The following is a 26,886-nucleotide window of genomic DNA, read 5'->3' on the forward strand; positions in this document are numbered from 1 at the left end:
ACTAGTTGCTCGGCGACGACCTCGCGCATGCCGCCGCCTGCGCCGCGCAGGTGGCGCGCGCGGCGCTGGGAGCGGTGGCGCTGGAATACCTCGGCGAGGGCCAGGACTTCCGCGTGTTCGCCGCCGGCGAGCGCGTGCTGCGCTTCCCCAGGCATCCCCACGCCGCCGCCTGGCTGCTGCGCGAGCACGCGCTGCTGGCGCTGCTGGCGCAGCGGCTGGAACCGGCGGTGCCGCGGCACCTGGCGCTGTTCCCGCCGGATGTCCTGCCGGTGCCGTGGGCGCTCGCGCCGCGGATCGAGGGCACGCCGGGGCACCGGATCGAGCACCAGGGCGAGGTGCCCGGACTGGCCGCGATGCTCGGCCGCGCGCTGGCCGCGCTGCACGCCACACCGGCCGGCGCCGTGGCCGAGGTGGTGGCCGCGGCCGACGGCCACGACAGCTGGGATCCCGTCGCCTACCGCCAGACCGTGCGCGACGACCTCGCGGCGCTGGGCGGCCGCGGAGACTACGCGGCACAACTGGCGGCGCTCGGCCTCGGCCGCGAGCGCGCCGCGCTGGCTGGCGCCTTCCTCGAGGCCCACCCGGCGCCGTCGCCCGCACCCGCAGCCGCCCTGCGCCTGGTCCATGGCGATCTCGACCCCGAGCACTTCGTCGTCGGCCCGCCGCCGTCGCCGCTGGTCGGCATTCTCGACTGGTCCGACGCACGCTTCGCCGACCCGGCGCGCGACCTGGCCGCGGTGCTGTCCTGGGGCGGTCAGGCTTTTCTCGACGCCGCGCTGGCCGCCTACGACTTGCCGCTCGACGCCGGCGCGCTGGAACGCGTGCCTTACCTGGCGCGCTGCTGCGCCATCGACGCCTGGTTCTCCACCCTGGATGATGATTCTGCGCTGCACCGCTGCGCGCTGCGCATGCTCGACCACGCCTTCGGGGTGGACACGGGCGCGCGCTGATCTGCGATCCGCGCCGGCCGGCGCAGTTCCGCTGGGCGCCAACGCGCAGCCGAGGACAGCGTCCGCGTGTACGATGCACCGGCGGCCGGGCTATTCGAATCCGTTCGCGAACACCCGCGGAAAGAAATGCTCGAGTACCCATTGCCGTCGGCGCTCCGCCAGCGCCGGGCCGATGTCAGCGAGCAGATCGTGGCCCTCGCCGGGGTAGACCGCGGGCCGGTAGCGCGACGGCAGCACGCTGACCAGGGTCTCGAAGTCGTTGGCCTGGCCCTGGCGCAGCCCGTCTGCGTAACAGTCGTCGGGCACCGAGTCGGTGCTGCCGATCTCGAGGTTCAGCTCGGTCGGCGCAAGCGGGTAGTACAGGTCGCCGAGGTCGCGCAGGGGGTCGAAACTGGCTTGGCTGGCGCGCACCGCGGGTACCAGGTCGCGCAAGCGACAACCCGGTGAGACCGCCTGCACGAAGCGCGGCACCGCGCGCGCCAGCGCCTGGGTGGCCGGATCGCGCGTACGCGCCGGGAAGTGGGCAAAGGCAAGCTGTCGCTCGGCGTGGCCGCTGGCGGACTCGAAGCGGCGCCGCACGCCCGTGTCGAGGTATTCGGTCAGGTGACGCGGGAGCTCCTGTGCGGCATAGGCGAACACCGCGCTGCCGCCATTGGACGCGCCGACCAGGCAGGTGCGGGTGCAGTCGATCTCCGGCCGCGCGCACAGCCATTCCTGCGCCGCAAGCAGGTCGAGCACCCGGATCACGATGCGCCGACGGTCGTACAGCGCGTCGCGGATCGGCGGGCCGTCGCCTGGATTGAAAAAGGGCGCCGGCACGTACTGGAAATAGGCGTCCTCATTGTCCTCGCAGAAGCGCGGGTCGCGCGAGGAAAAGCTGTCCGGCATCAGCGCGGCCACGCCGAGGCTGGTCAGGTGGTCGGCAACGCCACTGAAGGTCGCTTCGACCTGCGGGCCGCAGGCCGCCCCTGGGGTGTTCTCGCGCAGCAGCCCGCCGGAGCCGTGCACCACCAGGCAGGCCGGCACCGGCTGCGCGGCGCTCGCCCCGGCGGGCAGGCGGTAGACCGCGCTGATCGGGTTGCCGAGCGCATGGTGCTGGGCATCGATCAGCACCGTCTGTGCCCGGCAGGCTGCGCCCAGCAACAGCCCCCACAACAGGAACATCGCGCGCATATGCCCTGGGCCCTCGGTGCGGTTCATACCCACGCCTACGCAATCCGGTGCCCGGGTCCATCATGCACGCGACGCGACTCTCGGAAACCGACCAGAGGATGGCCCTGGCCGGGGGCTCGGCGCTGATCGCATTCAGCAGGTCGTCGACGGTGCAGCAGTCGAAAGACCGGATGGCGTGTTCCGAACAGGCCGCTTTGCGTCAGGGCCGGCAGCCGGCATGCTCATCATCCCGATTCGATGATTGCGTGCCGCCCATGGCATTGGCCAGATTCCCCCGGCAGATCGGTGGCTTCGAGATCCTCGGCTCGCTCGGTCAGGGTGGCATGGGCATCGTCTACGGTGCGCGCGACCACACCCTGCAGCGGGACCTCGCGATCAAGCTGCAGGCGGGCGACTGGCACAGCAAGCCGGAGCACCTGGAGCGCTTCCTGCGCGAGGCGCGGATCCTGGCGCGGATCAACCACCCGAACGTGGTGCAGATCTACTCGGTGGGCGAGCACGAGGGCGCACCCTATTTCGTGATGGAACTGCTCGAAGGATCGGTCGCCGAATCGGCGCGGCTGCGCATGCCGGGGGTCGCGCAGGCGAAGCGCTGGATGCTGGAGGCGGCGCGCGGGCTCGCGGCGATCCACGAGATGGGCGTGGTCCATCGCGACATCAAGCCCGGCAACCTGCTGCTGACCCGCGCGACCAGCGTGGAGGAAGAGCATGTGAAAGTCGCGGACCTCGGGATCGCAAGCGCCGGCACCCAGTTCGGCGCCTCTTTGACCCGCGCTGGCGCCGTGCTCGGCACCCATGGCTACCTGGCGCCCGAATCGTTCCGAACCAAGCACACGCTGGATGGGCGTGCCGACCAGTATTCGCTGGGCGTGGTCTTCTACGAGTTGCTCGCGCGGCGCCCGCCGTACCCGGACATGGGCGATGCCGCGCTGCGCGCCGCCGCGCTGTCGCCGCGCGTTCCGCCGGATGTGCGCGAGTACCGGCCCGAGGTGGACGATGCGACCGCCGCGATCCTGAGGCGCATGCTGCACGACGATCCGGACCAGCGTTTCCCGGACACGCCCACGCTGGTGCAGGCGCTGCAGCAAGTCCAGGACTCGCCATCCGCGCAGCGGCCCGCGGCGGTCAGTGCGGAAGTGCCGGTCGCGGTGGCCCGCTCCAGCACCGCGCCGGTGCCGCCGCCCACGCCGCCGCCGATCGCGCGGCCGCTGCAGCCGGCGGCGCCACCACCGCCGCCGGTGCACCCGGCGACGCCCCGGGCGGATGCCCAGACCCGCCAGCGCGCCACGCCGCCGAGCGGCACCTGGCGCAAGCTCGGCATCCTGTTCGGACTCGCGCTGTTGGTCGGGTTCGGTGTCAGCTTGCTGTCAGACAGGCAGTCGGGTCCCAATGCGAGGCCGGACGCAACGCCACCCGCGGTGGCGCCCGACACCAGCCTGCCCGCCCTGGGATCCACAGCCGGGACGCAGATGCCAGATCCGCTGCAGCGCGAAGCCTGGGCCAAGTACCTGCTCGGGCGCTACCGGTTGCGCAGCGCGGATGGCGATGCGCTGGTGCTGGACCTGCTGGACCAGGACGATGGCGTGATCTCGGCGGAGCTTGCCGGATGGGAAGACGCACCTGTCGAGCTCTCGGGCCAGGTTGAGAGCAACGCCAGCGAGACCGCCGACGGCGAGGATTGGGACGCCTACCACCTCAGGCTGGCCGGCCCGGCGGACCTGGCCATCCGCCTGCGCGTCGCCTTCTCGGACACTGCGACTGCCGGCGAGGGCACCCTGACGGAGAGCGGTGAGGATACCCGGCTGAGCGTCGAGGGCAGCGAGGAACTGTAGGGTGCGCCGGCTTTGGGGGAGCGGGCTCTGCCCGCGATCACTTGCTGAAAAATGCAGCTGAAGCTGCTCTCACCGAACATGCGCCAAGTTGTTGAATTGCATACATTTCCGGCCCGTGCGAAACGACGACCCTGTGATTGAGTACGCAAAGGACGCAAAGGGACGCAAAGGACGCAAAGACAGCAAGTGCCGGGGATACCCCAGCGCTGTATCGCGTTTGATTTCCTTTGCGTCCTTTGCGTCCTTTGCGTCCAAAAACACAGTCCGCGATCTTGCGAGAGTCACGGTTCGATGCGCGAACAAGCGCACCGCCAGGGGCGACCGGAACTCTCACCGAACATGTCGCAAGGCATTGACTTAGCGATGATGAAATCGGAGGGCGAGGGCACGAGGGCACGAGGGCACGCAAAGGCGCTCCTTCGCACCGACAACCGAATGCTCTGTGCGTGCCCTCGTGCCCTCGTGGCCTCGTGCCCTCCAGTTCGATGCGCGAACAAGCGCACCGGCGGGGGCAGTCGGAGCGCCCACAAGGGAAAGACCCGGGTCAGCGCCCCAGAGCCCGCGTTCCCGCCCGCGACCGCGCCCAGGGGTGATCCCTGCCGTGTACGGCGGCGATTGCCGCGTCGGCCTCGGCGCCCCATTTCGCAGCGGCGGCCGGATCCCGCGATGCCAGGTCCTGCGCCAGCCACGCCGCGACCTGGCCAAAGGGGCGGCGCGGTCCGCTACGCATGGTGTCGGCGAGTGCCACGAGCTCTTCGAGGTCCTGTGCCTGCCGGCGCTGGCGGTGGCTGGCGACTAGAGCCGCGGCCTTGAGCTGGCGCACGATCGGGTCCTCGTCGCCGCGGTTCTTCCGGGCCTGGTCCAAGGTGCGGCGGGCGACCTCCTCGGCGTCGGCGACTCGATCGCCGGCGAGCAGGATGGCGCTCCAGTGCACCCCGAAGGTGGTGATGTCGGCGCGCGGATCGCTGACGAGCCGTGGCCAGACCTGGGCGGCGAGTTCACTCGCTTCCTCGCGCCGCGCCGCGATCCACGCCACGTTCGTGCGCGCGGACAGCATCCAGTTTTCGAGGTCGGGCCGCTCCCTGGTGAGGTCGCTGCCGAGCATCTCGCCGCCGCGCTGCAGCCAGGCCGCGGCTTCGTCGAACTGGCCCTGCATCGCCTGGGTCTGCGCCAGCATCAGCCACACGTACAGCCGCCGCGGAGACGCGGCCTGGTCGCTTTCCGCCGCGGCCATGATGGCGTCCGCCTGGCGGAAGGCCGAGAGCGCCTCGTCGAAGCGTTCGGCGCGGAAGTTCGACACCCCCAGGTTGTACCAGGCCGGGGCGAGTTCCGGATGCTGCGCGCCGAGCGACTGGCTGCGTTCGACCAGATCCTCGCGCCGCAAATCGAGCGCCTGGGGCTCGCGTCCGGTGGCGGAATAGATGATTCCCAAGGTCGACAGCGCCGCGCGCCGGGTATCTCCGGCATCCGCGTGGTCGGCTTCCTGCCCGATCAGGTCGAGCGTACGCATCACATCGGCCTCGGCCCCGGTGTGGTCGCCGGCTTCCGCCCGCAGCGAGGCGCGTATCTGCAGGCCAGCGCCAAGCAGCACCGGATGCGCCCCGCCGTTGTCTTCCAGTTGGGCCAAGGTGGCATCAACCATGGCGCGTGCCGGTCCCGGCTCGCCATGCGCGCGCAGCGCGCGCGCCACCGCCAGCCGGAGTTCGGCTTGCACCAGCGGTTCGTCGGCCAGGCGCTGCTCCAGTTTTTCGCTGGCGGACAGCAGCATCTCGCGCACGGTGCGCCGCACATCGCCACCGACCTGGTTGGGATTGCCGGCCTCGACGAGTTCCAGCAGGAAGTCGCGCGCCACCTCGGCGCGGCGCGACTCGGCCGCCGCGCGCACCACTTCCGCCTGCAGGCGCGCAGCCAGTTGCTGCGCCACCTGTGCCTGCCACAACGCGACGCCCAGGCCGGTCAGCAGCGCGACCACCGCCAGCGCCGCGGCGGCCACGGCGGCGCGGTGGCGCCCCACGAAGCGGCGCATGCGATAGCCCAGGCTGTCGGGGCGGGCCGAGACGGGCAGCCCGTCCTGCAGCCGGCGCAGATCGTCCGCCAAGGCGGCGGCACTCGGATAGCGCCGCGCCGGGTCGCGGCGCAGGGCGGTCAGCACGATCGCGTCGAGGTCGCGCCCGAGGGTGCGCAACTGCGCTGCCAGCGCGTCGCTGCGCTGGGCGCAACGCCGCACCGGTCCGGTGTTGACCTCCACCGTGGCCAGCGCGGCCATGCCCGGGCCGGTCTTGCGCTCGGCCGGCAACTCCCCGGCAATGATCTCGTACAGGATCAGGCCGAGTGCGTAGACATCGGTGGCGGTGGTGATCGGCGAACCGTCGAACTGCTCGGGTGCGGCATAGGCGGGCGTCAGCGCGCGCAATTGCGTGGCCGAGCCCTCGGCTTCCTCGTCGAGCAGCTTGGCGATGCCGAAATCCAGCAGTTTCGCGCGCCCGGCCTGGTCGATCAGGATGTTCGAAGGTTTCAGGTCGCGGTGCACCACCAGGTTGCGGTTGGCGAATTCCACCGCGCCGCAGATCTCGACGAACAGCCGCAGGATGGCGTCGATGCCCGGCCGGGCGCGCTCGGCCCAGCGGTTGATCGGTTCGCCGTCAATGAACTCCATCGCGAAATACGGCCGGCCGTCATCGGTCACGCCGCCGTCCAGCAGGCGCGCGATCGACGGGTGCTCCAGCCGCGCCACGATGCGTCGCTCCTGCTCGAAGCGGGCGCGCAGTTGATCGGAGTCCACGCCGGCGCGGATGACCTTCAGCGCAGCCACCTGCTCGAAGCCACCCTCGACCCGATGGGCGCGCCAGACCTCGCCCATGCCGCCTTCGCCGACGCGCTCTTCCAGGCGCCAGGGCCCGGCGCGCTTCGGCGCCGCGGCTGAGGCAACGAAGCTGGAGCGCATGGCGCCGACGGCCTGGTTCAGGTGCGTGGCGTCGATGCCGGTGGTGCGCTCGTGGTGCGCGAGCATGCGCTTGAGATCCGGCAACAGCTCGGGTTCGCGCTGCGCCAGTTCGTCGAGGAAGGCATCGCGCGCGGCGCCGTCCAGGTCCAGCGCCTGGTCCAGCAGCGGCCGCAGGCGCTTCCAGCGTTCCGGGGCCAGCGGCGTGCTCATCGGCCCAACTGCACTGCGCGCCGTCCGCCAACCGGCAGGACTGCCTGCGCTCGATCCACCACTACCAGGTCTGCGGGCGTGCGCGAGTATCGGCTGGACGTGGCTGACTGCATTGGATGTGCTGAGCTTGCGGTGGAGGTCGATCCGGTGGGTACGCCTGGCCTGGCAACGGCGTCATTCCCCGATGTCGGGGCGGGCCAGACTCTCAGCCGCGGCAACTGGCTGCCGGGAATGCAGTGGCTTCAATACTCGCGGTGGCCGCAGGATACCAGCCGATGCAGGCTTCCAGCCCGCTATACCGTTCCCGGGGCGATTCCCGTTGATGCGCAAGGACGCGCTCAGCCTTGCGCCGGAATGGCGGCGACGGCGGGATCGAGCGGGCCCAGGCACTCGCGCAGGCGTGCGGCGCTCAGTTCCCGGGCGGGGAAGGGCTCCGAGAACAGATAGCCCTGGATCTTGCGCACGCCCAGCGCGCGCAGGATCTGCAACTGCCCAGGGTGCTCCACGCCCTCGGCAACGATCTCCTGGCCGAGCCGGTCGCCTAGGCTCACCACCGACTGCACGATCGCCTCGTCGCGAGCGTCATGGCCGATCCCGCGGACGAAGGAACTCTCGATCTTGATCTGCGTGATCGGAAAACGCTTCAGCCACATCAGCGACGAGAAGCCGGTGCCGAAATCGTCCAGGCAGATGCGGGCCCCGGCTGCGCGCCAGTGCTCCAGGGTGCGCTGGGCGCGGTCCAGGTCCTGTACCAGCGAGGTCTCGGTAACCTCGACGATGACCTGTTCCACCGGCACCCGGTGCCTTTCCAGGCATTCCAGCAGGAACGGGTCCAGGTCCTCCGCCAGCAGCTCCGGCGCCGCCAGGTTGAGCGCCAGCCGCACGTGCTCGCCCAGTTCGCCGCGCACCTGTGCGTACATGCCGATCGTGCTGGCCATCGCCTGGCGTCCGATCGGCACGATCAGGCCGCTGTCGATGGCCTCGTCGAGGAAGGCTGCCGGCGCCAGGACCCCAAGCACCGGGTCGCGCCAGCGCAGCAGCGCCTCCACCGCGACCACCCGGCGTTCGACCAGGTCGACCACCGGCTGCACCCAGGTCTCGAAGGCCCGTTGGTCGATCGCCTGGCGCAAGGCTTGTTCGATTTCCAGGCGCCGGTGCGCATGCTTGCGCATTTCCGGATCGAATACCGAGACCGCGCCCGCGCCCGCGGCGCGCATTGCCGAACTGGCTTCGGCGATCAGGTCGTCGGCATCGACGGTTTCGCCGGACTGGCAGCTCGCGATTCCGACCGTGACATCGACCCGGAACGGCTCATCGCCCAGCCGCAGCGGTTCGGCCAGTGCGGCGCAAAGCCGGGAAGCCCAGCCCTGCGCGGCCCGCATGTGCGCTTCGCCGGGCAGGAACAGGGCAAACTCGTCGCGGCTGGTTCGCGCCAGGACGCGCTCCTCGCTGGCCAGCACGGACCAGCGCTCGGCCACCGCGCGAACCACCGCATCGGCCAGGTCGCGGCCACGCGAGGCCAGCACCAATGGCATGCGCGGCAAGTGCGCGAGGATTAGCGCGCAGGCTTGGGTCGCGGCCAGCGTCGCCGCAATGCGGTCGCGCAGGAACACCGCGTTGGGCAGCCCGGTGTCCTGGTCGTAGAGCGTTCGCGCGAGCAGCGCCTCGCGCGCCTTGCGGTGTTCGTCGTGTTCGAACGCGAACGTGATCTGGGCGGCGATCGCGTTGGCAAACTCCTGGTCCTCGCGGGTCCAGGTGCGCGGGCCGCCCTGGTGCTCGATGCAGATCAGGCCGATGTGCTCGCCGAAACGTCGCAAGGGCACATCGAGCATGGCACCGATGCCCAGTGGACGCAGGTAGTCCGGGCCAAACTCCGAGGTGCGCGGGTCGTTGGCGGCTTCGTTCGCGGCGATCACGAACTCCTGCAGCACCGCCGCGAAGTACCGCGGGTGGCTGGCGCCATCGAGGCGCGCCGGTCCGGCCGCGCACTGCGGATCGCGCTGCAGCAGCGAACGGCGAACGATCGCGCTACGCGTTTCATCGAACAGCCAGAGGCTGACGCGCTCCACTCCGAGCATGTCGCGGACGCAGCACATCAGCCGGTCGAGCATCTCGTCGAGGCCAGCGAAATCGCCGCGCAACAGATCGACGAGCGCCGCATGGTAGCGGTCGGAGCGTTCGCTGGCTTCCCGTGCCTGACGCGCAGCGCGTCGACGCGCATGCATGGCCAGGACCAGTGCGAGCGCCAGCAACCCCGCCATTGCTTCGAGAAACGTGGTCATCCATGCCCCCGTGCGACCGCCGGCGGTGCCGGCCACAGCTGGAACTCCCCCGGTTACGAATGTTCCACGATTTCGGTCGGCCGCGCATCCGCAAGTCAGTGTCGCTGGCGCGGTTCTGCGACGGCCGCTTGTCCCTAGACTCGGTCACCACACTCTGGTTGATCTGCCGCGGGGACACCATCCATGTCCGCAGTCTTTCGTGCCTTGCTCGCCTGCACCCTGCTGTCGCTGGGCGCATGCGCCGGGCCGGCCGCGCGCCCGGATCTCAAGCGCCTGTACGCCGTATCCACGGCCACGCCGACGCAGCCGCCGGTGGTGCTGGTGCATGGCGTGCTCGGGGCGCGCCTGCGCGACCGCAGCAGCGGGCGCGAGGTGTGGCCCGGCTCGCTCGCGAAGCTCGCGTTCTCCGACTTTCGTGATCTGGCGTTGCCGCCAGACGGCCGCGCCGATACCCTCGAACCGTCCGGATTGTTCGACGCCGCCGCCGGGCGCGATTTCTACGGCGCGGTGGTGCGCACCCTGGTGGAAGCCGGCGGCTATGCGCCCGGGCGCATCGGCGAGGACCCCGGCGCGCAGCGCAAGCGCGTCTACGTGTTCCTGTACGACTGGCGGCAGGACAATGCCGCGAGCGCGGCCGCGCTGGACGCCTACATCGACACGATCCGCCGCGACCACCACGATCCTGCGCTCAAGGTCGATCTCGTCGCGCACAGCAACGGCGGGCTGGTGTCGCGCTATTTCCTGCGCTACGGCGCGCGCGACGTACTCGGTGGCAATGACTTCGTGGTCGACCACGCCGGCGCATCCAAGGTGCGCCGCCTGGTCCTGCTCGGTACGCCGAACTTCGGATCGGTGCGCGCGCTGATGGGATTGATCGACGGCGTACCGGTCGGCTTCGGACGGGTGCCGCCGGAGGTGCTTGCGAGCTTTCCCAGTTCCTACCAGTTGTTCCCGCACGCGTTGAACGACTGGCTGCTGTCGGCGCGCGGCGAGCCGATCGAGCGCGACCTGTACGACATCGGCCTGTGGCGGCGCTTCCAGTGGGGCATCTTCGATCCCGCGGTGCGCGCGCGCATCGCCCGCGAGCACGCCGACGCGCCGGCTTACCTCGCCGCGCTGGAGCAGCGCATGGCCGCTGCGCTCGAGCGCGCCCGGCGATTCACCTGGTCGCTGTCGGTAGACGAGGGCGATCCGCCGGTGAAACCGGTGCTGCTCGGCGGCGACTGCACGCTGACGCCGGCCAGGCTGGTGGTCGAGGAACACGCAGGCGATTCGGTGCTGCGGCTGATGCCCGGCGACATCCGCGCGCCGGTGCCCGGCATCGATTACGACCGCCTGATGCTGGAGCCCGGCGACGGCGCGGTCACCAAGGCCAGCCTGCTGGCGCGCGACAGCCTGGATCCCGCCAGGCCACGCCACCGCTGGAGCCACTTCGCGATCGACTACGCGATCTTCCTGTGCGAGGCGCACGACCGCCTGACCGGCAATCCATCCTTCCAGGACAACCTGTTGCAGGCGCTGCTCAGCGTGGACCGGTAGCGGGGAGCAGGGGCACGGGGCACGGGGCACGGGGAAAAGCTCGCACCCGACCATGCGGTGCAAGCAAGGGACCGGATCCGGGTCTGGAGCGTGGAATCGAACCTGGCCCGAGGTCTTCCCGCGCCCCGTGCCCCGTTACCGCGCTTGCATCAGTGCCCACTTGACGATGTCGTCGGCCAGGATCAGGCCGCAGGGTGCGCCGTCCGCATCGACCAGCGGCAGCGCCTTCAGGCCGTGCTCGGCCATCAACTCGGCGGCCTGGTCGGCAGGGCTGTCTGCCGCCAGGTGCAGGCAGCGCCGGTTGAGGGCCTCGCTGAGCGGGCTGTGGCGGTCGCAGCCGCGCGCGAGCGCGGCCAGCAGGTCCGAGCGCGAGGCCAGCCCGCTCAGTTTTCCGCCGGAGGTGCCGAGCACGCAGGGCTGGCGGCTGTCGATCAGCCGCAGGTAAGCCTCGCCGAGCGGGCTGGCCTCAGCCTGCACCACCATCTGCGTGCTCGCCAGTTGTCCGGCGCGGCGGCTCGCAAGCGCCGCCATCGCGGTGCCGTGGTGGCGCCAGATGCTGCGTCGCGGGCGGCTCACCGCGCGCTGGATCAGCGCCTGCAGTGGTTGCAGCACGCGCGACATCTGCGCCAGCGCGGCGTCGTCCACCGTCAGCACCTCGGCGGCCCCGCGCGCGCGCAGGACCGCCTCGTCGCCCTCGGTGTCCGCGAGCGTGCCCTCGCCCAGCAGGCTGCCGGGGCCGAATTCGGTCTCGATCATCCAGTCCGCGCCGCGCCGGGAGGCCAGTTCAACGCAGCCTTCCTCCACCGCAAAGCTGGCCTTCGGGCGCTGGCCGCGGCGCAGCAGCACCTCGCCGGGCGCGAGGTGGCGGCGGCTGACGCGATCGGACAGCGCCGGCTTGAAGTGGCTGATGTCGCGCGGTGCGAGGATCTCCCAGGCCCAGTCGAAGCCGACCTTCAGCTTCTGGAGCAGCGAGGGCAGGGCGACCAGGAAGCCACTGCGCCAGAGCCACCAGGCTGCGAATCCGGAGAAGCGCCAGCCGAAGAACTCGGCGACGCCGCTATGCCCGCCGATGCCGGCGGCATAGCCCACCGCCTTGAAATCGAAGGCTTGCGGCGGCGCGCCATCGAGCACCCGCAACAGGTTGCGCGCGAGCTGCGGACCCTGGCGCCAGGCGAACTGCGCGGTGCCGGGGCAGAGTTTCCCGTCGCGGGCATTGGGTACCGCCGCGCAGTCGCCGATCGCCCACAGGCGCGGGCTGGCCGGGAGCTGCATGCTCGCCAGGGTCTTCAATCGGCCGCGTTCCTTGTCCACCCCCAGCCGCTCCACCAGCGTCTGCGGCGCGGTGCCGACGGTGCACACCACCGTCGCCCCGTCGATGCATTCGCCGTCGGCCAGGCGCACACCGGCGGCGCTGACTTCCGCGACTGCCTTGCCCGTGCGCACCACCACGCCGGCGCGCTGCATGCGCTCGCGCGCGAAGGCCCGCAGCGGCGGCGAAACCTCGGGGAGGATCTCGTCGCGCCCGTGCACCAGGGTCACGCGCACATCCGCCAGCTTGAGCCGCGGGTAGTAGCGCAGTGTGCCGCGCAACAGGTCGTTGATCTCGCCGGCGACTTCCACCCCCGAGAATCCGCCGCCGACGACGATGTAGGTGAGGTAGCGCGCGCGCTGCGCCGGATCCTCCGCCGCGTCGGCCTTTTCCAGTTGCTGCATCACCTGCGCCCGCAGCGCGATCGCGTCGCCCACAGTCTTCAGCGGCAGCGCATGCGCGGCCATGCCGGGCAGCAGGTTGAGATTGACCTGGTTGCCGCAGGCGATTACCAGGTGGTCGAAGGCCATCCGCCGCGGCTGCCCGTCGTGGCCTTCATGGATCAGTTCGTGGGTGCCAAGGTCCACATCGAGCACTTCCTCGGTGCGCACCGATGCGCCGCGCAGCAGCAGGCGCAGGGGCGCCGCGACCGCGCGCGGGTTCAGCGAGGAACCGGCGACTTCGGCGAGCAGCGGCTGGAACACCATGTGGTTTTCGCGAGCGAACACCGTGAGGTCTATCCCGCGACGCGACTTGAGCAAAGTGCGTGCCGCGGACACTCCGGCGAATCCGCCGCCGACGATGACGATCCGCGGGCTCGCGCTCATTGCAGTGCCACCAGGTCGGCAATCAGTTGCGTGCGCAGCTCGGCAGTGGCTTGCGCGATGCGTTCCTCCGCCGGGCGCTCGCCGGCGTCCAGGGCGTCCAGGTCAGCGCTCCAGCGCGCGTGCAACGCGTCAGCGCGTGCGCGGGTGTCGCCCGAAACCAGCGGGCCGAGATCCCGCAGCAGGCTGACTGCGCCCCAGGCGCGGATGCGATTGGCGTCGCTGCGGTCGCCACCCCAGTAGCGCCGGTCGACCGTCTGCTGGAACTCGCCGACGGTCGACAACATCGAGAACGCCGCCTGCCGCACATTGCGGTGCGCCTCGGTGGTTTCGTTGCGCCAGGTGTTGTAGCTCGTCGAGAACAGCGCGACGCACAGCGAAATCAGCGCCACCGCATGCTTCTGCAGCACGCCGCGCAGGCCGCGTTCCTCGTCCGCCATCGTCCTTCCCCCGCAGGCACCCAGCGACTAGACCGCGCGGCGTTCGCATGGCTTTCACGCTTGCCGGGCAGGAGGCGGCGCAGGTGCAGCTGGCCTCAGTAGACCGGCGCGCCGTAGAGTCGCCATTGCCAAAGCAGAAAGGCCGCCAGTCCCAGGGTCAGGGCGTAGGCGCTGTAGTGCAGCCTGCGCCACAAGCCCCAGCCGTCCGCTTTCCAGGCGGGTATCCATGCCAGCCACAGGAGCGCGGCGGCGCCCGCCACTGCCCAACCGGCATAGTGCGTGTGCAGCATGGATGGCAGCGGGTAGCCGCTGGTGAGCACCGCGGAATCCAGGACGGACAAGTCCGACAGCATCCTGATGACGACGGCGACAAAACCCACAACCGTGAGCGATGCCAGCAGGCTGGCGCTGGCGGCGAAGCCGGCGGCGGGCCCCTGGCCGTAGCCCGGACCGCGACCCAGGCGCCACCAGAACCCGAGGAGGGTGGTGAGCGACAGGAACACGGCCGCGCCGAGCGCGCCCAGCGCGGTCTGCGGGTTGCCCAGCAGTCCGACCTTCTCCAGCGTGTGCACGCCGGAACTGTCGGCCAGCGCGACCACCGCGTTGCCCTCGCGGACGAAGGCAATGCGCGCTCCCGCGGCGGACTCGAACACATCGCGCTCCTTGCCGACCCGGCGGTACTGGGTGGCCTGGTCGTCCTGCGTCAGCACCAGCGCGTCGGCGCTGACCGGCGCCACCGTGGCCGTCGCATCCAGCCCGAACAGGGTGGCAAAGCTGCTGAACACGCGGCGGTTCTGCAGGTAGGTGCCGGCAAGGTCGGACAGCGCCCCCGGCTCGGCCGAGCCCGCCGCCAGCGCCGGCTGGAAGCCGGTGCCGCGGATTTCATCGACGATCATCTCCGGCAACTGATTCATCAGCAGCCGTGACTGGCGGCTGCTCTGCGACACGAAGATGCCGAGCTTGAGCTCCGGCACCAGCACCAGGTTGCTGTAGAAGGCGCTGGTGGCGCCGCCGTGGCCGAGCAGGCGCAGACCCTGGTACCGGCGATCCTGGAAGCCATGCGCCAGGTCCGGCGCCTCGGGGCGGTCGTCGTAGGCGCGCGTCCACATCCGCGCGTGCGTGTCCGCCGTCATCAGGCGCACGCCGTCGAGTTCGCCGCCGTTGAGGTGGAAGCGCATCCAGCGCGCCATGTCGGTGGCGGTGGACGCGATGCCGCCGGCCGGCCAGTAGGCGCCGATCTGCATGAAATCCTGCAGGCCCAGCGCGCCCTGGTCCTCCTTGTATCCGGTGGCCAGCAGCGCGCGCGTGGCTTCGTCCAGCCTGGACGGCGCCACGAAGGTGGTGGCGCGCATGCCCAGCGGATCCAGGATCTCGCCCTGCAGGAACTCGCCGTAAGGCTTGCCGCTGATGTCGGCAACGATCTGCGCCGCCAGCGCCGAGCCCCAGTTCGAATAGGAAGTGCGCAGCCCCGGCGCGTAGACCCGCGCCGGCTGCTGTTCGGCCAGCAGTTCGGCCAGCGTGCGCGGGTCGTCGTCGCGCACGGTGAACAGGCGCAGGCTGTCCTCGAATCCGGCTCGATGGTGCATCAGCTGGCGCATGGTCACCGGGACCCCGAAGGCATCGGCGATCCGCACCGTCTTGAGGTAGCGGTTGACGTCCGCGTCCAGATCGATCTGGCCGCGTTCGGCCAGCATCATCACCGCAGTCCAGATGAAGGTCTTGGACACCGAACCGATGCGGAACAGGGTGGTTTCGGCCACCACCGGCCGCGCGCTGGCTACATCCGCGAGGCCATAACCCTGCGCCAGCCAGAGGGTGTCGTCGCGCACCACCGACACCGTCAGCGCCGCCAGGTCGTGCTCGCGCTGCAGGCTGTGCACGATGGCATCGACCCGCGCCTGCAGCAGCGCGCGCTCGTCCGGTGGCATCACCGTGGCGGCCGGCGATGCAGGCTCGTCGATGGCTGCAATCCCGCCTGCCGACGGCGGCATGGTGGTCAACGGTGGCGGCGCGGCGTTCGCCGTGGCCGCAGGGCTGGCCGGCGCAACGGGCAGCGGCGCCTCCACCATCGGCGCTTCTGCAGGCGGCGCTTCCGCAGTCGGTGCTTCCGCGGGTGCCTCCTGCGCCGCGAGTGCCTGCGCGAGGGCCAGGCAGAGTGCAGGCAAAGTCATCAGGACACGCGCGCCAGGCATCAGGACCACTCCGTCACGGGACTTCGCGCGGACCTTACACCAGACCATGGAGCTGCGGCAGCGGACCGATGGCAGGGCAGGCAGCCCTGTGGGAGCCGACTCTGTCGGCGATCTTTCCCGGCGACTAGCCGCGGAGGATCGCCGCTGAAGCCGCTCCCACCCTGGCCCGGCGCACCGGATGCTGCCGCTAACCGATAGCCCGTGAATTCCGCTCGGCGCGCCCGGCGTCAAGCGGCCGACTGAGCACCTGTGGCGCCAGATCAGCGGGTTCGGCGCCACATCCACAGGAAGCCGCTCACCAGCGCGACCGCCAAACTGACCGCCGCGATCACCGGTCGGTCCTGCAGCAGCATCCAGCTCTGTTCCCCGTGGAAACCAAAGGACAGGGGCAGCAGTGCGCTGAAGATCGCCAGCGGCAGCAGTAGGTTGCCTCTGCGCGGCCGATCGGCGACGGCCGCATTGACTGATTGGTTCTGAGCATCGTTAGGCATTGGTGTAATCCTGTGTGTGGGGTCGTGCGGGAAACGTCGCAGAATGGACAAGCGCACGCACCCGACACGAAGCGGGGACGCGCGGCCACGAAGCGAGGACACGCGGAGCGACACGAAGCGAGGACACGCGCGAAGCGAGGACACGCGTGATTGGCAGCGAGACTGTGCTGCTCGACAAGGCTGCCGAGATTGGACAACGCTGGCTCCGCGGCGTAGGCGTGGCGCGCTTGCTCGCCCACTGAGCGACGACACGCCGCCCTTTCGGCGCCGCGGGCGCCTGGGTGCGTTGGTTCTGGCCCAGCGAAGTCGTCGAAGCCCCGAGAGAATCGATTGCGAAAGGTGCCTGCGGCAAGGTTCATGGGGCTCATGAATCTGCAGGTGGCCTCGCTTTTCCCTCGCTTTTCCGCTCGAATCGCCCATGCCCGCCCGCCGTCATCTGGCCGAGGCTGCTGTCGCCGCACTGCGGGGCGAGCACGTCAGCGCCCGCGGCAGCCTGGAGCGCGCCGAGCGCAACCTGGGCCGCAGCATGGACCCCGGCAGCGCGAAGGTCACCGTCGACCAGATCGCCGCGCTGCGCGGTGCGTTGGAACCGCAATGCGCCTGAACGGGAGCGTGCGGCCTGGCCTGGTTCACGCGCGGTCCACCTGGATCCACGCCGGGATGACGTGATCAGGCGCGAATGTTTGCGTCACGCCGGGCAGAATCGCCCCGACCCCATGCCTGATGAAGGAAGCCACATGAAAGTTCCGTTCGCGCTGCTGGGCATGCTGCTGGCCAGCCAGTCAATCGCGTGCACCTACGACCGCGCCGACCAGGATCTGAAGCTGCGCCAGTTGGCCGGGCGCGTGCACGGGGAACTGGACGCGGCGGCCCAGACGGTGCGCTGGCAGGCGGATGGCCGCAAGTACACCGTGGTCTATGGTGGCTGCGACCACTTGGGGCACCGCGTGGAGATGGTGTCCGCGGGCCAGGCGTTGTCCGACTCCCAAGTGCTGGATCAGGCTCGCGAATTGGCGCAGGCGTACTGGCCGCCGGGCGAAAGCGCGCTGTTGATGCGCGCCCTGGAAAGCGGCCAATGGACCCGAGAGAACACGGGCGCGGGCCTGCGGCTGGACATCACTGGAACCGACTACTCGGAGATGTACGTCCGGTCCGAGGCGGCCGAGGGATCGGTCACGGTGGAGATCGCTTGGGTGCGGGACTTCTAGCAGATCGGAGAACTTGCGCATGGGCTTGATTTCCAATGAAGAAGTTCGCATCGAGGTGGCGGGAGCGGTCCTGGCGGGCACGCTGCTCGTGCCCGCAGGCGCGGGGCCGCACCCGTGCTTGCTGCTGGTGACCGGCTCCGGAGCGAACGACCGGGATGAGACGGTTTGCGGTCACACGCCGTTCCGGACGATTGCCGAGTACTTCGCCACGCGCGGATACGCTGTGCTGCGGTGGGACGACCGGGGTGTCGCTGGGTCGACCGGGGATGCGCGGGCGCAGGACTTCGACGGGTACGTCGCGGACATCGTCGCGACTCACCGGTGGCTTGAGGGGCACCCTGCCGTCGATCCCCGCCGGATCATCCCGTTCGGGCACAGCGAGGGCGGCCTGACCGCCGCGGCGGCGGGTGCGCGCGTCGGGGCTTGGGCAGTCGTCATGCTGGCCGGACCGTCGGTGCCGATCGAGGGCATGTTGCACGGACAGGCGAGGGCGATCTCGGAGGCGAGCGGCGCAACCGCAGCGCAGATCGATCACGAGCACCGGATGAACGTCCAGGTGTTCGCCCTGGCCCAATCGGAACGCGCGCAGGAGGCGGTGCAGCCCGAGATCGAGGAGGTGATCCGGAGCCACTTGCGCACCTGGCCGGACTTGCCCGAGCCGGATCCGGGGGCGGTCGATGACAATGCGCGACTGATGGCGAGTGTGGTCGCGGCGCCTGCCTACCGATCGCTCCTGCGGAAGGATCCGGCCGCCATCATCGGCGCCTGTTCCGGGCCTTTGCTCGGTGTCTACGGTGGCAAGGACACCCAGGTCCTTGGGGCGGACAATGCCGACGCCTTTCGCGCGATCACCGCTGGCCACGGGTGCGCCACCGTGATGCTCTTCCCGGCGCACAACCACCTGTTCCAACTGGCCGGGACGGGGGCCATCTTCGAGTACGAGTCCTTGCCGCCAGGTCCGGACGCGGCTGTGCTGCGTGCGATCGCGGACTGGTTGGCAGGGGTGGAGTCGTCCGCAGACACGCCAGGCCAGGATTCACCGGGGGCGCCGGACGCTGATGCGCCGTGCCTGTGAGAGTCCCGGTCGCCCCTGCCGGTGCGCTTGTTCGCGCATCGAACTGTCGTGTATCGGTGCCTGCATTTTTGTCCGCAAAGGACGCAAAGGACGCTAAGAAGGCAAAAGCGTCCTAGGTTGCGCAGAGTCGCCATACGCCCGCATCCGCCTATGGATTTGGCTCTACTTTGCGTCCTTTGCGTCCTTTGCGTACTCAATCACAGGGTCGTCGTTTCGCACGGGCTGAAAATGTATGAAATTCAACACCTTGGCGCATTTTCGGTGAGAGTCCCCGTCGCCCCTGCCGGTGCGCTTATTCGCGCATCGAACTTCTTCGCGACCCGCGCCACTTTTCTCGTCCGCAAAGGACGCAAAGAACGCAAAGGAAGCGAAAGCGGTTTCCGCTCTTCTTTGCGTCCTTCGCGTCCTTTGCGGACAAAATGCTCTTCAGATCAATGAGTTATCGGATGTTCGGTGAGGGTCCCCGTCGCCCCTGCCGGTGCGCTTGGTCGGCGTTTACCTGGGTTCGCCGGGATGCCGTCGGAATTGGCGCTATCGTCGGCGGACGCGAATCCAGAGGAGTAGGCCTTGAATCGAGCGCAATTCTGGTCCCTGATCGACCGCACGCGGGACGAAGCCGGCGGTGACCCGGAAGCCCATATCGAAGTGCTCACCGCCGAGTTGTCGCGCTTGACGGATGAGGACGCCATCGAGTTCGACTTCATCTTCTCCGAGTATCACGCCCGCGCCTACGATTGGAGGCTGTGGGCGGCCGCCTACATCATCGGCGGTGGCTGCTCGGATGACGGCTTCGCGGATTTCCGCGGGTGGCTGATCTCCAAGGGCGAACAGACCTTCGAGGCGGTGCTCGCCGACCCGGACACGCTGGCCGAGATCGTCAGCGAAGCCGATGGCGATTGTCAGGTGGAAGGCTTCCAGTACATCGGTTTCACCGCCTGGGAAGCCATCACCGGCGAGGATGCCGACGACTTTCCCGGACGCGCGGTCAGTCAGCCCAGGGAGCCCAGCGGCGAGCGCTGGGACGAGGACGATCTGGACCAGCTGCTGCCGCGGCTCGCGGCCCGGTTCTCCTGACCGCCATGGAATGCGACGACTCTCGATGGGCGAGGGCACCCGGCGATTCGCCGCAAGGAAGGCCGGCGCAGGCTCACCCGTCGGCATGAATGCGTACTTGCCGGACGTGGCAGCGATCGTCGCAGCCTACGACCAGAAGACCTGGGGCGAGGGTCGACCGCGCCCACGGCGAGCTGACGCAGCACCATGGCCTGGTGCCGCTGCTGCCGCTGCTGATCGTGGCCTGCCGTTCGCTCCGCTCATGGAAGGCGCGCAAGACCCTGCTGTTCTACCTGCTGCCGCATGCGCGGGGGTACCCGGCCATGGTCGATCTGGCCCTGGACCTGATCCACGACCGCGCCCGGATGGTGCGCGAGGAAGCCCTCGGCATCCTCGCGTACTCCCTCGAGCGGCGCGCGCTGGATGCGCTGAAGCAGAATCTGGCCCATCCCGATCCGGATACGCGCGCATCGGTGGTGGCGGCCATCGATGCCATCGAGCATCAGGACCACCATCGATTCCTGGACCGCGACCACCAGGGCAACACCCGGTGGATCGTGCGCCCGCGCTGATCGCTGAGACCGGGTGCAATCCATCGCTCGCCTGGAACGCAGGAACTGCGTTTGCGGAAGCGACGCGGGGTATCCGGGCCAGTGGATCCGGCTCCCTATTCCGCCTTCAGATACTCCGCCACCCCCGCCGGCGTGTGGATCGGCACCGAGCACTGCCGCTCGTTGCACACAAAGGCCGCGGCGCGCTTCAGGGTGGGGTAGCTGACGTCCGGGTTGGAGAGCGGGCCTTCGCGCTTATCCCACCAGTCGACGCGCTTGTAGGCGCCGGCTTGGGCGAGGACGGCGCGGTACAAGGCCTGGGCGAGGGGATCGTCCTTGGGACCGACCACGGTGAGGTGCAGCGGGGCGCGGGCCAGTTCGTGCTCGGCTTGCAGGATGCCGGCTTCGGTGAAAGCGGACAACGCGACGTCTTCCTGCGCGAGCCAGGCGAGGGCGTGTTCGGCGATGCCGCGCAGGGATGCATCGCCGGTGTAGTGGGCCAGCAGGTTGGCGTGGCGGGCCAGCGAGATCTGTTCCTCGATGGTGGGCAGCGGGGCGATCGGCGCGTCGCCCTGCACGGCGCTGGCAAAGCCGGCAGGGGTGCGGAACAGGGCGTCGATGCGCCGGGTGGTCGCCAGCGATTCGACCAGCCAGCGGCGCTCGCCGTCGGCGCGGTACAGCGCGAGCAGGGCGCGCGCCATGCGCAGGCTGTCGCCGAGGTAGGGGCCGCCGGGGTCGCGCGCATCGTGGCGGTAGCTGGCATCGGGGTTGCAGCGCTCGCGCAGCGCCCAGTCGGCGGCGGCTTTCGCGTCGGCGAGGGCGCCGCGGTCGCCGGTGACTTCGGACAGCGTGGCCAGCGCCTCGATCATCGCGCCGGTCTCGCGGGCATAGACTTGTGGCGCGACCCGCGGCACGCCGATCGCGCGGCGGCCGGCGTCATCCAGGGCAAAGTATTCGGCGCTGTGCTCGCCGGGGCGCACATCGGCGTCCTGGCTGGCGCGGTAGCCGCCCTCTGGCGCACGCAGGAAGGCGTTGGCATAGGCGCGCACCTGCTGCGCGGCGGCGCAGAAGCGCGGCCGGCCCAGCGCCGCGCAGCCGAGCGCGTAGAGCCGCAGGTACTCGCCCTGCAGCGTGGTCAGCTTCTCGTAATGCGGGTGGCGCCAGTCGCCCTGGGTGGAGTACTGGTAGAAGCCGCCCCAGACTGGATCGAGCAGGGCCAGTGCGGCGTCCAGCGTCTGCTCGGCGCGGGCGCGTTCGCGCGTATCGCCCTGCTGCGCCAGCGTCAGCGCCCACTCGACGCTGTCGCGCTCGACGAATTTGAGCCGGTGGTCGAGGCCGCCGAGGCGCTCGTCGTAGCTGCTGGCGTGGCGGCGCTGCAACTCGGCGCGCAGCGATTCGGGCAGCGCGCCGGTGGGGGGCGGCGGGGCGTCCTCGTCGCGGTGGTCGCCGCGCTCGGGCGTGGGGTCGTCCACGATGGCCTGCAGCAGCCGCGCAAAGTTCTCGGGCGCGATGTAGCCGCGGCGCTTGACGATCTCGCTGCCGTCCGCGGCGAACACGATGGTCGCCGGCCAGCCGTAATCGCGGTAGCGGTTGGCCAGGTCCGGGCGACTGTCCTGGTCGATCCGCAGGGTCACGTAGTGCGCGTCCAGCAGCGCGCGCACCGCCGGGTTCGCGTAGCTCTGCTGGTCCATCACATGGCACCAGTGGCACCACACCGCCTCCAGGTACAGCAGCACGAAGCGCTGCTGCGCGCGGGCCTGGGCGAAGGCGGCGCGGTCGTCGTGCAACCAGGGGATGCCGGCGCTGTCCGCGGCGGGCGCGCGCAGCGGTGCAAGGATCAGGAGCAGCAGGAGCAGCAAGAGCAGGAGGGAGCGCATGCGGATGGGAACGGTCGGGCGCGGGCGGCGGTGCCAGACTGAATACGTCTCGGGCGACGCATTGGATGCAGTTCACAGGCGGCGCGTAGTGCCCGGGAACGGCCCGGGTCCTGCAATTGACGCAGGGTCATGCCGCGGGAGAAAGTGGCAGCAGAGGGACTGATCCCTGTGCGTCAGCCGCATGCTCGGCAAGGACATGGTCATGAAGATCTGCTTGTGGGCTGCCTGCGGGCTCGCTGCCCTGACCCTGGGAGGCTGTGCCACCACCAGCAGCATCCGCATGCGCGATGTCGTGGGGATCTGGTACGGCAGCGGCATCCAACCGCAGAACGGTCCGGATCCAATCCACTGGGTGGTCGAGCGGCGGGCGGATGGCAGCTTCCTGTTCAAGAGCTTCTATGAACGCGAATGCCAGATCGTCCCCGCAACCATCGAGACCGGGCGCTGGTCGATGAGCAACGGGATCTACACGATGATCACGGAGACCGTCGACGGCCGCGCCGTGGACACCGCCGACGGCTACTTCCAGGATGTTTACCTGATCGAAGCCGTCAGCCACGAGGTGGTCACGGTGAAATCGCTGACCCACGGCACGCGGTTCGTCGCCACCCGTGTGGGCCCGGATCATCTGCCGGTGCCAGGCTGCGGGGCCTGATCCAGCCCGGCTGGGGGGTGTTCGCGACGGACCGAGTTGCCGACCGCCTAGTCCGCTGCGGCAGCGTCCGCCAACTTCGGCAGTACCCGCAGCGCCGGAACTACCAGCAGATCGCCTCCTTGCCGCGCGATGAGCAACTCGTCGCCGTGGCGATCGACCACGCGGCCTCGATAGCGCTCGCCGCCCAGCGCCGTGATCACGTCGACGTACTCATCGGCGGCGATTTCTGACTCGGTGACTGGCGGCGGCGCCAGGGCGAGCGCGCAGGCGCGGCGCACGGCGGCTTCGATCGTCTGCGCCATCAGCGCGCCGTCGTTGGCGGCCCAGGCGTCCTGCGCATGCGCGCCGAGGTGCACGCTGGCGGGGGCGCTGAGCACGCTGACGGTCTGCTTGGAGATCCGCCGGAAGGCACGGTTGCGGCGCTCCAGAAGTTCCACGTTGAGGCTGATCCGGAGTTGCCTGAAGTCCGGCGTGATCGCAATCGGGTAGCTGTTGCCGGACTGGACGTTGGTGCCGAAGCGCAGCAGCAGTGCGCGATCGATTTCCGCGCTGTTCTTGACCTTCGCCAGCAGCTCGGCGCGCGGTTCCGGCACCAGCAGGGCATGGCGCAGGTCGAGGCCGTGTTCCTGCACGGCTGCCGCCAGACCCTTGCGCACGGCCCGGATCAGCAGTCCCTCTGGCAGCCGCGCATTGAGCGCGTCGATGGTGGTGTCGACCCGCGCCTGTTCGTCGTTGGCGATGATCAGGTTCACCACCAGGCCGTTGCCCACGCCGAGCATTCCGGTCAGGTCCAGGGCGACATGCAGGCGCGTGGCCGAATTGTCGATCAGGGCCATCGCCGGCTGCGCGGTGTCCGGCGTCTCCTGGGTGGTTTCGGCGGCATGCGCCGGGGCGAGTGCCAGCCACATCAGCGCGATCTTCAATGCATTCATGGGTGGCTCCGGTGTGCGGTCAATGCCTCGATCAGTGGGCTGTCGGCGCGCCAGTTCTGGCCGCCGTCGACGGATAGCCACAGGTTGTCGGCGGTGACCAGGTACTGGCGCGGCGAGTGCCGCCCGACCACGTACTGGCCGAAGGCCGGTGCTGGTGCATGCTCCTGCCAGCGCGCGTCGGCCGTGTCCTGGCGCCGCAGGACCGGCAGCGCAAACCGGATCCCGGCGTCCACTTCGAACAGATAGCGCTTGCCGTCGGCGCCCATCTGCGCGCGGTCGTCCTCTTTCGCGCGGCGCGACCAGGTCTTGCCGCCATCGCGGCTGATGCGCTTGCCGACGATCAGGTTGCCGTCCAGATACACCGAACCGCGGCCGTGCTCGTCCAGCGTCTGCTCGGTCAGCGTGCCGTTGGCCAGGTCGAGACTGACCATCCGCGTGCCATCGCTGATGCCGACCACGCGCTCGTCCATGCGATGAAACTGCGCGGGCATCGAGCAGTCCGCGCTGACGGCCCAGCCGCAACTCTCGCCGGGGAGTTCGGCGGCCACGGTCCAGGGCTGCGTCCGGGCGTCCGCCGTCCAGGCCAGCGTGCTGCGGTTGTCGAGGGCGCGGATGGCGATGGCACAGCGCGCCTGCGCATCGCAGGCCAGCAGCGCCACCGCGCCTGCCGGCAGTCCCTGGGTGGACAGCCGGGTCGCCGCGCCGTCCAGCGCTTGCCATTCCAGCTGCGGGCCGTAGCCGCCGACGGCGATCGCGTCGCTGCCGGCCATGCTGGCCACTTGGGGATGGCCTCCCGCGAGCACATCGAACACCCGCCAGCGCTGATCCGTGCCCGCATAAGCCAGCCGATTGCCCGAGGCGATCGCGATCCAGCCGCCATCTTGCGTCTCGCTCACGCTCGCCGTCCGGACGCGCGCGCGCAATGCGGCCACCACCGGATCATTCCGGGCGTCGCTGGACGCGAGCTTCCAGGCCGGGTTGTCCGGGCCCTCGCGGAGCATCAACCCGAGCGATCCATCGGCGTAGACCTCCAGCTCGCCAAGGTCAGTGTTGCCCTCTGGCGACACCGTGAAGTGTTCGCCCTGGGCGCGGGCGGCGCGCAGCGGCAGTGGAATGTCGCGCGTGCCGGGCAGCACGAAGCCGGCCTTGGAATAGCCCGCAAGCGCGTAGTCCCCGGGCGGCAGGTCGCCGGTGTACTCGTCCACCGGCGGCGGGATCATCGGCCGCGCGCCCTGATGCGCACGACCTTCGAGCGGTCGCCACTGCGATACGTCGTCGAGATTGGCCAAGGGTGCCACCCAGAGCCGCGCCGGGGCAGCGACCAGGCCGTGGGCACGGACCCTGACCTCCGCCGCGCCTGCCGAACTGCACGCCAATATCAGGAACGCGCCGCCTATCCATCGTCTGGTCATCGAATGCTCGAAAGTTGAGGTCTCCCATCCACGCGGATTGTGGCGGAAGATTCGATCATGGCGTGCGCGGATTTGCGGGTGACGCAGGTTCGCCTGGCGCGCGAGGCGAGGCGGGAGCATGGCGCCGGCCAGGATTGACGAAGCGGCAGCCGGCGGCGAGAGTTGCTGCCCGATCATTGCCGACCCGTCCCATGAGCTACTCGATCCTGGGTCCGCTCGCGCGGCTGGACCAGCGTAGTGCGCGGAGCTGGCTGTTGCTGCGTTGCCTGTTGGCCTGCTTCATCGCCGCTCACGGCTGGGCGCGTCTGGTGGTGGGTGGCGTGGTGCCCTTTGGCGATTGGCTGAGCGGGCAGGGCATTCCCGGTGGCTTCTACATTGCGGCCGGGATCACTGCCGTCGAGATCATCGGCACGCCATTGTTTGCCCTCGGGATCCGCGTGTTCCCCCTGTCCGTGTTGTATTCGGCCATCTACCTGGTGGGCATCATCATGGTGCACCTGCCTGCCGGCTGGTTCGTCGTCGGGCTGGGCCGTAACGGCGCGGAGTACAGCGTATTGCTGATCGCCTGCCTGTTGCTGGTGGGGATGCAGCATCGTGGCGGCCGGCAAGACTGACGCGCCGGAGGCCGCCGATGCGACTGGTCATCCCTGCGGACGCACACTTGCCCAGCCACATCCGGGCGCTGGAGCAGGGCTGGACCATGGACTTGCGCGGTGCTGCGGCGGCGGCGGAGCAACTGCAGAGCCTGCGGGCCGATCCTTCCGCGTACCTGGCCGGGCTGGATGACCGCTCCGTGGCCGGGCGGTTCATCCAGTTGCCGGATGGCTCGCAAGTGCCACGGCTGCCCGGCTTCCAGCGCTGGCTCTGGGATGGCGAGTTCTGCGGCACCATCGGGCTGCGCTGGCAGCCGGGGACCGCGGAGTTGCCTGCGCATTGCCTGGGTCATGTCGGCTATGGCGTGGTGCCATGGAAGCGCCGCCGCGGGTACGCCACGCTGGCGCTGCAGCAGTTGCTCCCAGAGGCGCGGGCGGTAGGCTTGCCCCACATCGACCTGACCACCGACCCGGACAACCTGGCCTCGCAGAAAGTGATCATCGCGAGTGGCGGATTCCTGGTGCGCGAATTCATCAAGCCCGCGCAGTTCGGGAGCAAGCCCGGCCTGCTGTTCCGGATCCAGTTGGCGTGCCTGGCTTGATGCGGTCGGCAATACTTTCGGGCAGCAGGCACTCCTGTTTTCCCCTGGACAAGGATCGCAGCATGAAACGACTCATCGGCAGCCTTCTGGTCATCGCGTGCATGGTCGTTCCGCCGGCATGGGGTGCCTCCCTGGCGGACTCGCCGCTGCTGGGCACCTGGCAGGTGGATGTCACCCAGTTGCCGATGCCGCCGGAGGCGCGGCCGCGCCAGGTCAGCGCCCGATTTGCGCTGGGCGACGATGGCCGGCTGGTTACCCGGGTCGAAGTGATCGATGCCGCCGGTGCGGTGCTGTTTGCGCAGAGCGAACTGACACTCGATGGCGTGCCGGGTCCGGTGGCGGGCAACCTGGAAGCGGACACCGCCGCCGCCTCGATGCCGGCACCCAACGTCCTGGTCATGCCGCTGGCGCGTGGGAATGTGCCCGGTTCAACGCGAATCTACACGGTGGCGCCGGACGGCAAATCGATGATCGAAACGGCGTCCAATTTCGGCGACGACGGCCGGCCGATGATGCGGATCAATCATTTCACGCGGGTCGACTGATGGTTGTCCCGGGGCTGCGCCGTGTGGCAGGCACGCCCGTCCTGATGACCCTGGCGCCGGGCATTGAGGCCGGAGCGACGCGCGATTCGGCCGATCAGGAGCATGGGCAAAAAGGGTGGTCAGGGCCGACGGTGCGCAGCTTGCGGCCTGCCCTTGGCGCAAGGTCAAGCGCTTTCGCGAGGCGCAGGTCGCTGCCA

General features: G+C 69.7%; 22 protein-coding genes. 12 read left to right on the plus strand and 10 right to left on the minus strand.

Annotation, left to right across the window (positions count from 1 at the left end; genetic code table 11):
- Positions 1 to 5: 5 nt before the first annotated feature.
- Positions 6 to 950: a phosphotransferase gene (locus IPK27_10190; protein ID MBK8067971.1), complete on the plus strand. Its 945-nt coding sequence runs from the start codon at positions 6 to 8 to the stop codon at positions 948 to 950.
- Between the two features lie 90 nt (positions 951 to 1,040).
- Here IPK27_10190 and IPK27_10195 read toward each other — a convergent pair whose 3' ends face one another.
- Positions 1,041 to 2,150 (minus strand): hypothetical protein, encoded by a 1,110-nt coding sequence (locus IPK27_10195; protein ID MBK8067972.1) that lies wholly within the window; start codon positions 2,148 to 2,150, stop codon positions 1,041 to 1,043.
- A 233-nt stretch (positions 2,151 to 2,383) separates the two neighbouring features.
- Between IPK27_10195 and IPK27_10200 the strand changes: the two genes are divergently transcribed.
- Positions 2,384 to 3,955 carry a serine/threonine protein kinase gene (locus IPK27_10200; protein MBK8067973.1) on the plus strand — a complete coding sequence of 524 codons (1,572 nt, stop codon included), beginning with the start codon at positions 2,384 to 2,386 and terminating at the stop codon, positions 3,953 to 3,955.
- 544 nt (positions 3,956 to 4,499) lie between these two features.
- Here the strand turns inward: IPK27_10200 and IPK27_10205 are convergent.
- Positions 4,500 to 7,109: a serine/threonine protein kinase gene (locus IPK27_10205; protein ID MBK8067974.1), complete on the minus strand. Its 2,610-nt coding sequence runs from the start codon at positions 7,107 to 7,109 to the stop codon at positions 4,500 to 4,502.
- A gap of 338 nt (positions 7,110 to 7,447) precedes the next feature.
- Entirely contained in the window at positions 7,448 to 9,391 is a 1,944-nt protein-coding gene (locus IPK27_10210; GenBank protein ID MBK8067975.1) for a sensor domain-containing phosphodiesterase, read from the minus strand.
- A 183-nt stretch (positions 9,392 to 9,574) separates the two neighbouring features.
- On the opposite strand from IPK27_10210, the gene IPK27_10215 reads away from it, so the two are divergent.
- Positions 9,575 to 10,930, plus strand: coding sequence for a hypothetical protein (locus IPK27_10215; protein MBK8067976.1), 1,356 nt, complete (start codon positions 9,575 to 9,577; stop codon positions 10,928 to 10,930).
- A gap of 135 nt (positions 10,931 to 11,065) precedes the next feature.
- Here IPK27_10215 and IPK27_10220 read toward each other — a convergent pair whose 3' ends face one another.
- The 4 genes from IPK27_10220 to IPK27_10235 all read right to left on the minus strand — a co-directional run bounded on the left by IPK27_10220 (position 11,066) and on the right by IPK27_10235 (position 16,237).
- Positions 11,066 to 13,066 (minus strand): FAD-dependent oxidoreductase, encoded by a 2,001-nt coding sequence (locus IPK27_10220; protein ID MBK8067977.1) that lies wholly within the window; start codon positions 13,064 to 13,066, stop codon positions 11,066 to 11,068.
- Positions 13,063 to 13,503, minus strand: coding sequence for a hypothetical protein (locus IPK27_10225; protein ID MBK8067978.1), 441 nt, complete (start codon positions 13,501 to 13,503; stop codon positions 13,063 to 13,065). Before IPK27_10225 ends, IPK27_10220 begins: the two co-directional genes overlap by 4 nt.
- Positions 13,504 to 13,598: 95 nt before the next feature.
- Positions 13,599 to 15,695, minus strand: a complete 2,097-nt coding sequence (locus IPK27_10230; protein MBK8067979.1) for a beta-lactamase family protein — start codon at positions 15,693 to 15,695, stop codon at positions 13,599 to 13,601.
- A 260-nt stretch (positions 15,696 to 15,955) separates the two neighbouring features.
- A complete protein-coding gene (locus IPK27_10235; protein ID MBK8067980.1) occupies positions 15,956 to 16,237 on the minus strand; it encodes a hypothetical protein in 282 nt (93 codons plus the stop codon).
- A gap of 367 nt (positions 16,238 to 16,604) precedes the next feature.
- Here IPK27_10235 and IPK27_10240 point away from each other — a divergent pair, with 367 nt between their 5' ends.
- The 5 genes from IPK27_10240 to IPK27_10260 all read left to right on the plus strand — a co-directional run bounded on the left by IPK27_10240 (position 16,605) and on the right by IPK27_10260 (position 20,094).
- Positions 16,605 to 16,790, plus strand: a complete 186-nt coding sequence (locus IPK27_10240) for a hypothetical protein (GenBank protein MBK8067981.1) — start codon at positions 16,605 to 16,607, stop codon at positions 16,788 to 16,790.
- Between the two features lie 133 nt (positions 16,791 to 16,923).
- Positions 16,924 to 17,394: a hypothetical protein gene (locus tag IPK27_10245; GenBank protein ID MBK8067982.1), complete on the plus strand. Its 471-nt coding sequence runs from the start codon at positions 16,924 to 16,926 to the stop codon at positions 17,392 to 17,394.
- 19 nt (positions 17,395 to 17,413) lie between these two features.
- Positions 17,414 to 18,469, plus strand: a complete 1,056-nt coding sequence (locus IPK27_10250) for an alpha/beta hydrolase (protein MBK8067983.1) — start codon at positions 17,414 to 17,416, stop codon at positions 18,467 to 18,469.
- Between the two features lie 567 nt (positions 18,470 to 19,036).
- Positions 19,037 to 19,543, plus strand: coding sequence for a DUF4240 domain-containing protein (locus IPK27_10255; protein MBK8067984.1), 507 nt, complete (start codon positions 19,037 to 19,039; stop codon positions 19,541 to 19,543).
- A gap of 194 nt (positions 19,544 to 19,737) precedes the next feature.
- Positions 19,738 to 20,094, plus strand: a complete 357-nt coding sequence (locus tag IPK27_10260) for a hypothetical protein (protein MBK8067985.1) — start codon at positions 19,738 to 19,740, stop codon at positions 20,092 to 20,094.
- 95 nt (positions 20,095 to 20,189) lie between these two features.
- Here IPK27_10260 and IPK27_10265 read toward each other — a convergent pair whose 3' ends face one another.
- Entirely contained in the window at positions 20,190 to 21,950 is a 1,761-nt protein-coding gene (locus tag IPK27_10265) for a thioredoxin domain-containing protein (protein ID MBK8067986.1), read from the minus strand.
- 202 nt (positions 21,951 to 22,152) lie between these two features.
- On the opposite strand from IPK27_10265, the gene IPK27_10270 reads away from it, so the two are divergent.
- Positions 22,153 to 22,605: a hypothetical protein gene (locus IPK27_10270; GenBank protein MBK8067987.1), complete on the plus strand. Its 453-nt coding sequence runs from the start codon at positions 22,153 to 22,155 to the stop codon at positions 22,603 to 22,605.
- A 47-nt stretch (positions 22,606 to 22,652) separates the two neighbouring features.
- Here the strand turns inward: IPK27_10270 and IPK27_10275 are convergent, their stop codons facing one another.
- Positions 22,653 to 23,537 carry a hypothetical protein gene (locus tag IPK27_10275; GenBank protein ID MBK8067988.1) on the minus strand — a complete coding sequence of 295 codons (885 nt, stop codon included), beginning with the start codon at positions 23,535 to 23,537 and terminating at the stop codon, positions 22,653 to 22,655.
- Entirely contained in the window at positions 23,534 to 24,826 is a 1,293-nt protein-coding gene (locus IPK27_10280; GenBank protein MBK8067989.1) for a hypothetical protein, read from the minus strand. The genes IPK27_10275 and IPK27_10280 overlap by 4 nt, the downstream gene beginning before the upstream one ends.
- A gap of 314 nt (positions 24,827 to 25,140) precedes the next feature.
- Between IPK27_10280 and IPK27_10285 the strand changes: the two genes are divergently transcribed.
- The 3 genes from IPK27_10285 (at position 25,141) to IPK27_10295 (ending at position 26,689) form a co-directional block, all read left to right on the plus strand.
- The gene (locus tag IPK27_10285; protein MBK8067990.1) at positions 25,141 to 25,563 is read left to right on the plus strand and encodes a DoxX family protein; all 423 of its coding nucleotides are present in this window, start codon (positions 25,141 to 25,143) and stop codon (positions 25,561 to 25,563) included.
- A 17-nt stretch (positions 25,564 to 25,580) separates the two neighbouring features.
- Positions 25,581 to 26,144 carry a GNAT family N-acetyltransferase gene (locus IPK27_10290; GenBank protein ID MBK8067991.1) on the plus strand — a complete coding sequence of 188 codons (564 nt, stop codon included), beginning with the start codon at positions 25,581 to 25,583 and terminating at the stop codon, positions 26,142 to 26,144.
- Positions 26,145 to 26,245: 101 nt separating this feature from the next.
- Positions 26,246 to 26,689, plus strand: coding sequence for a LuxR family transcriptional regulator (locus IPK27_10295; protein ID MBK8067992.1), 444 nt, complete (start codon positions 26,246 to 26,248; stop codon positions 26,687 to 26,689).
- The last annotated feature ends 197 nt before the right edge of the window (positions 26,690 to 26,886 follow it).

The sequence above is a fragment of the Rhodanobacteraceae bacterium genome (genome assembly GCA_016713135.1).
GTDB lineage: Bacteria > Pseudomonadota > Gammaproteobacteria > Xanthomonadales > SZUA-5 > JADKFD01.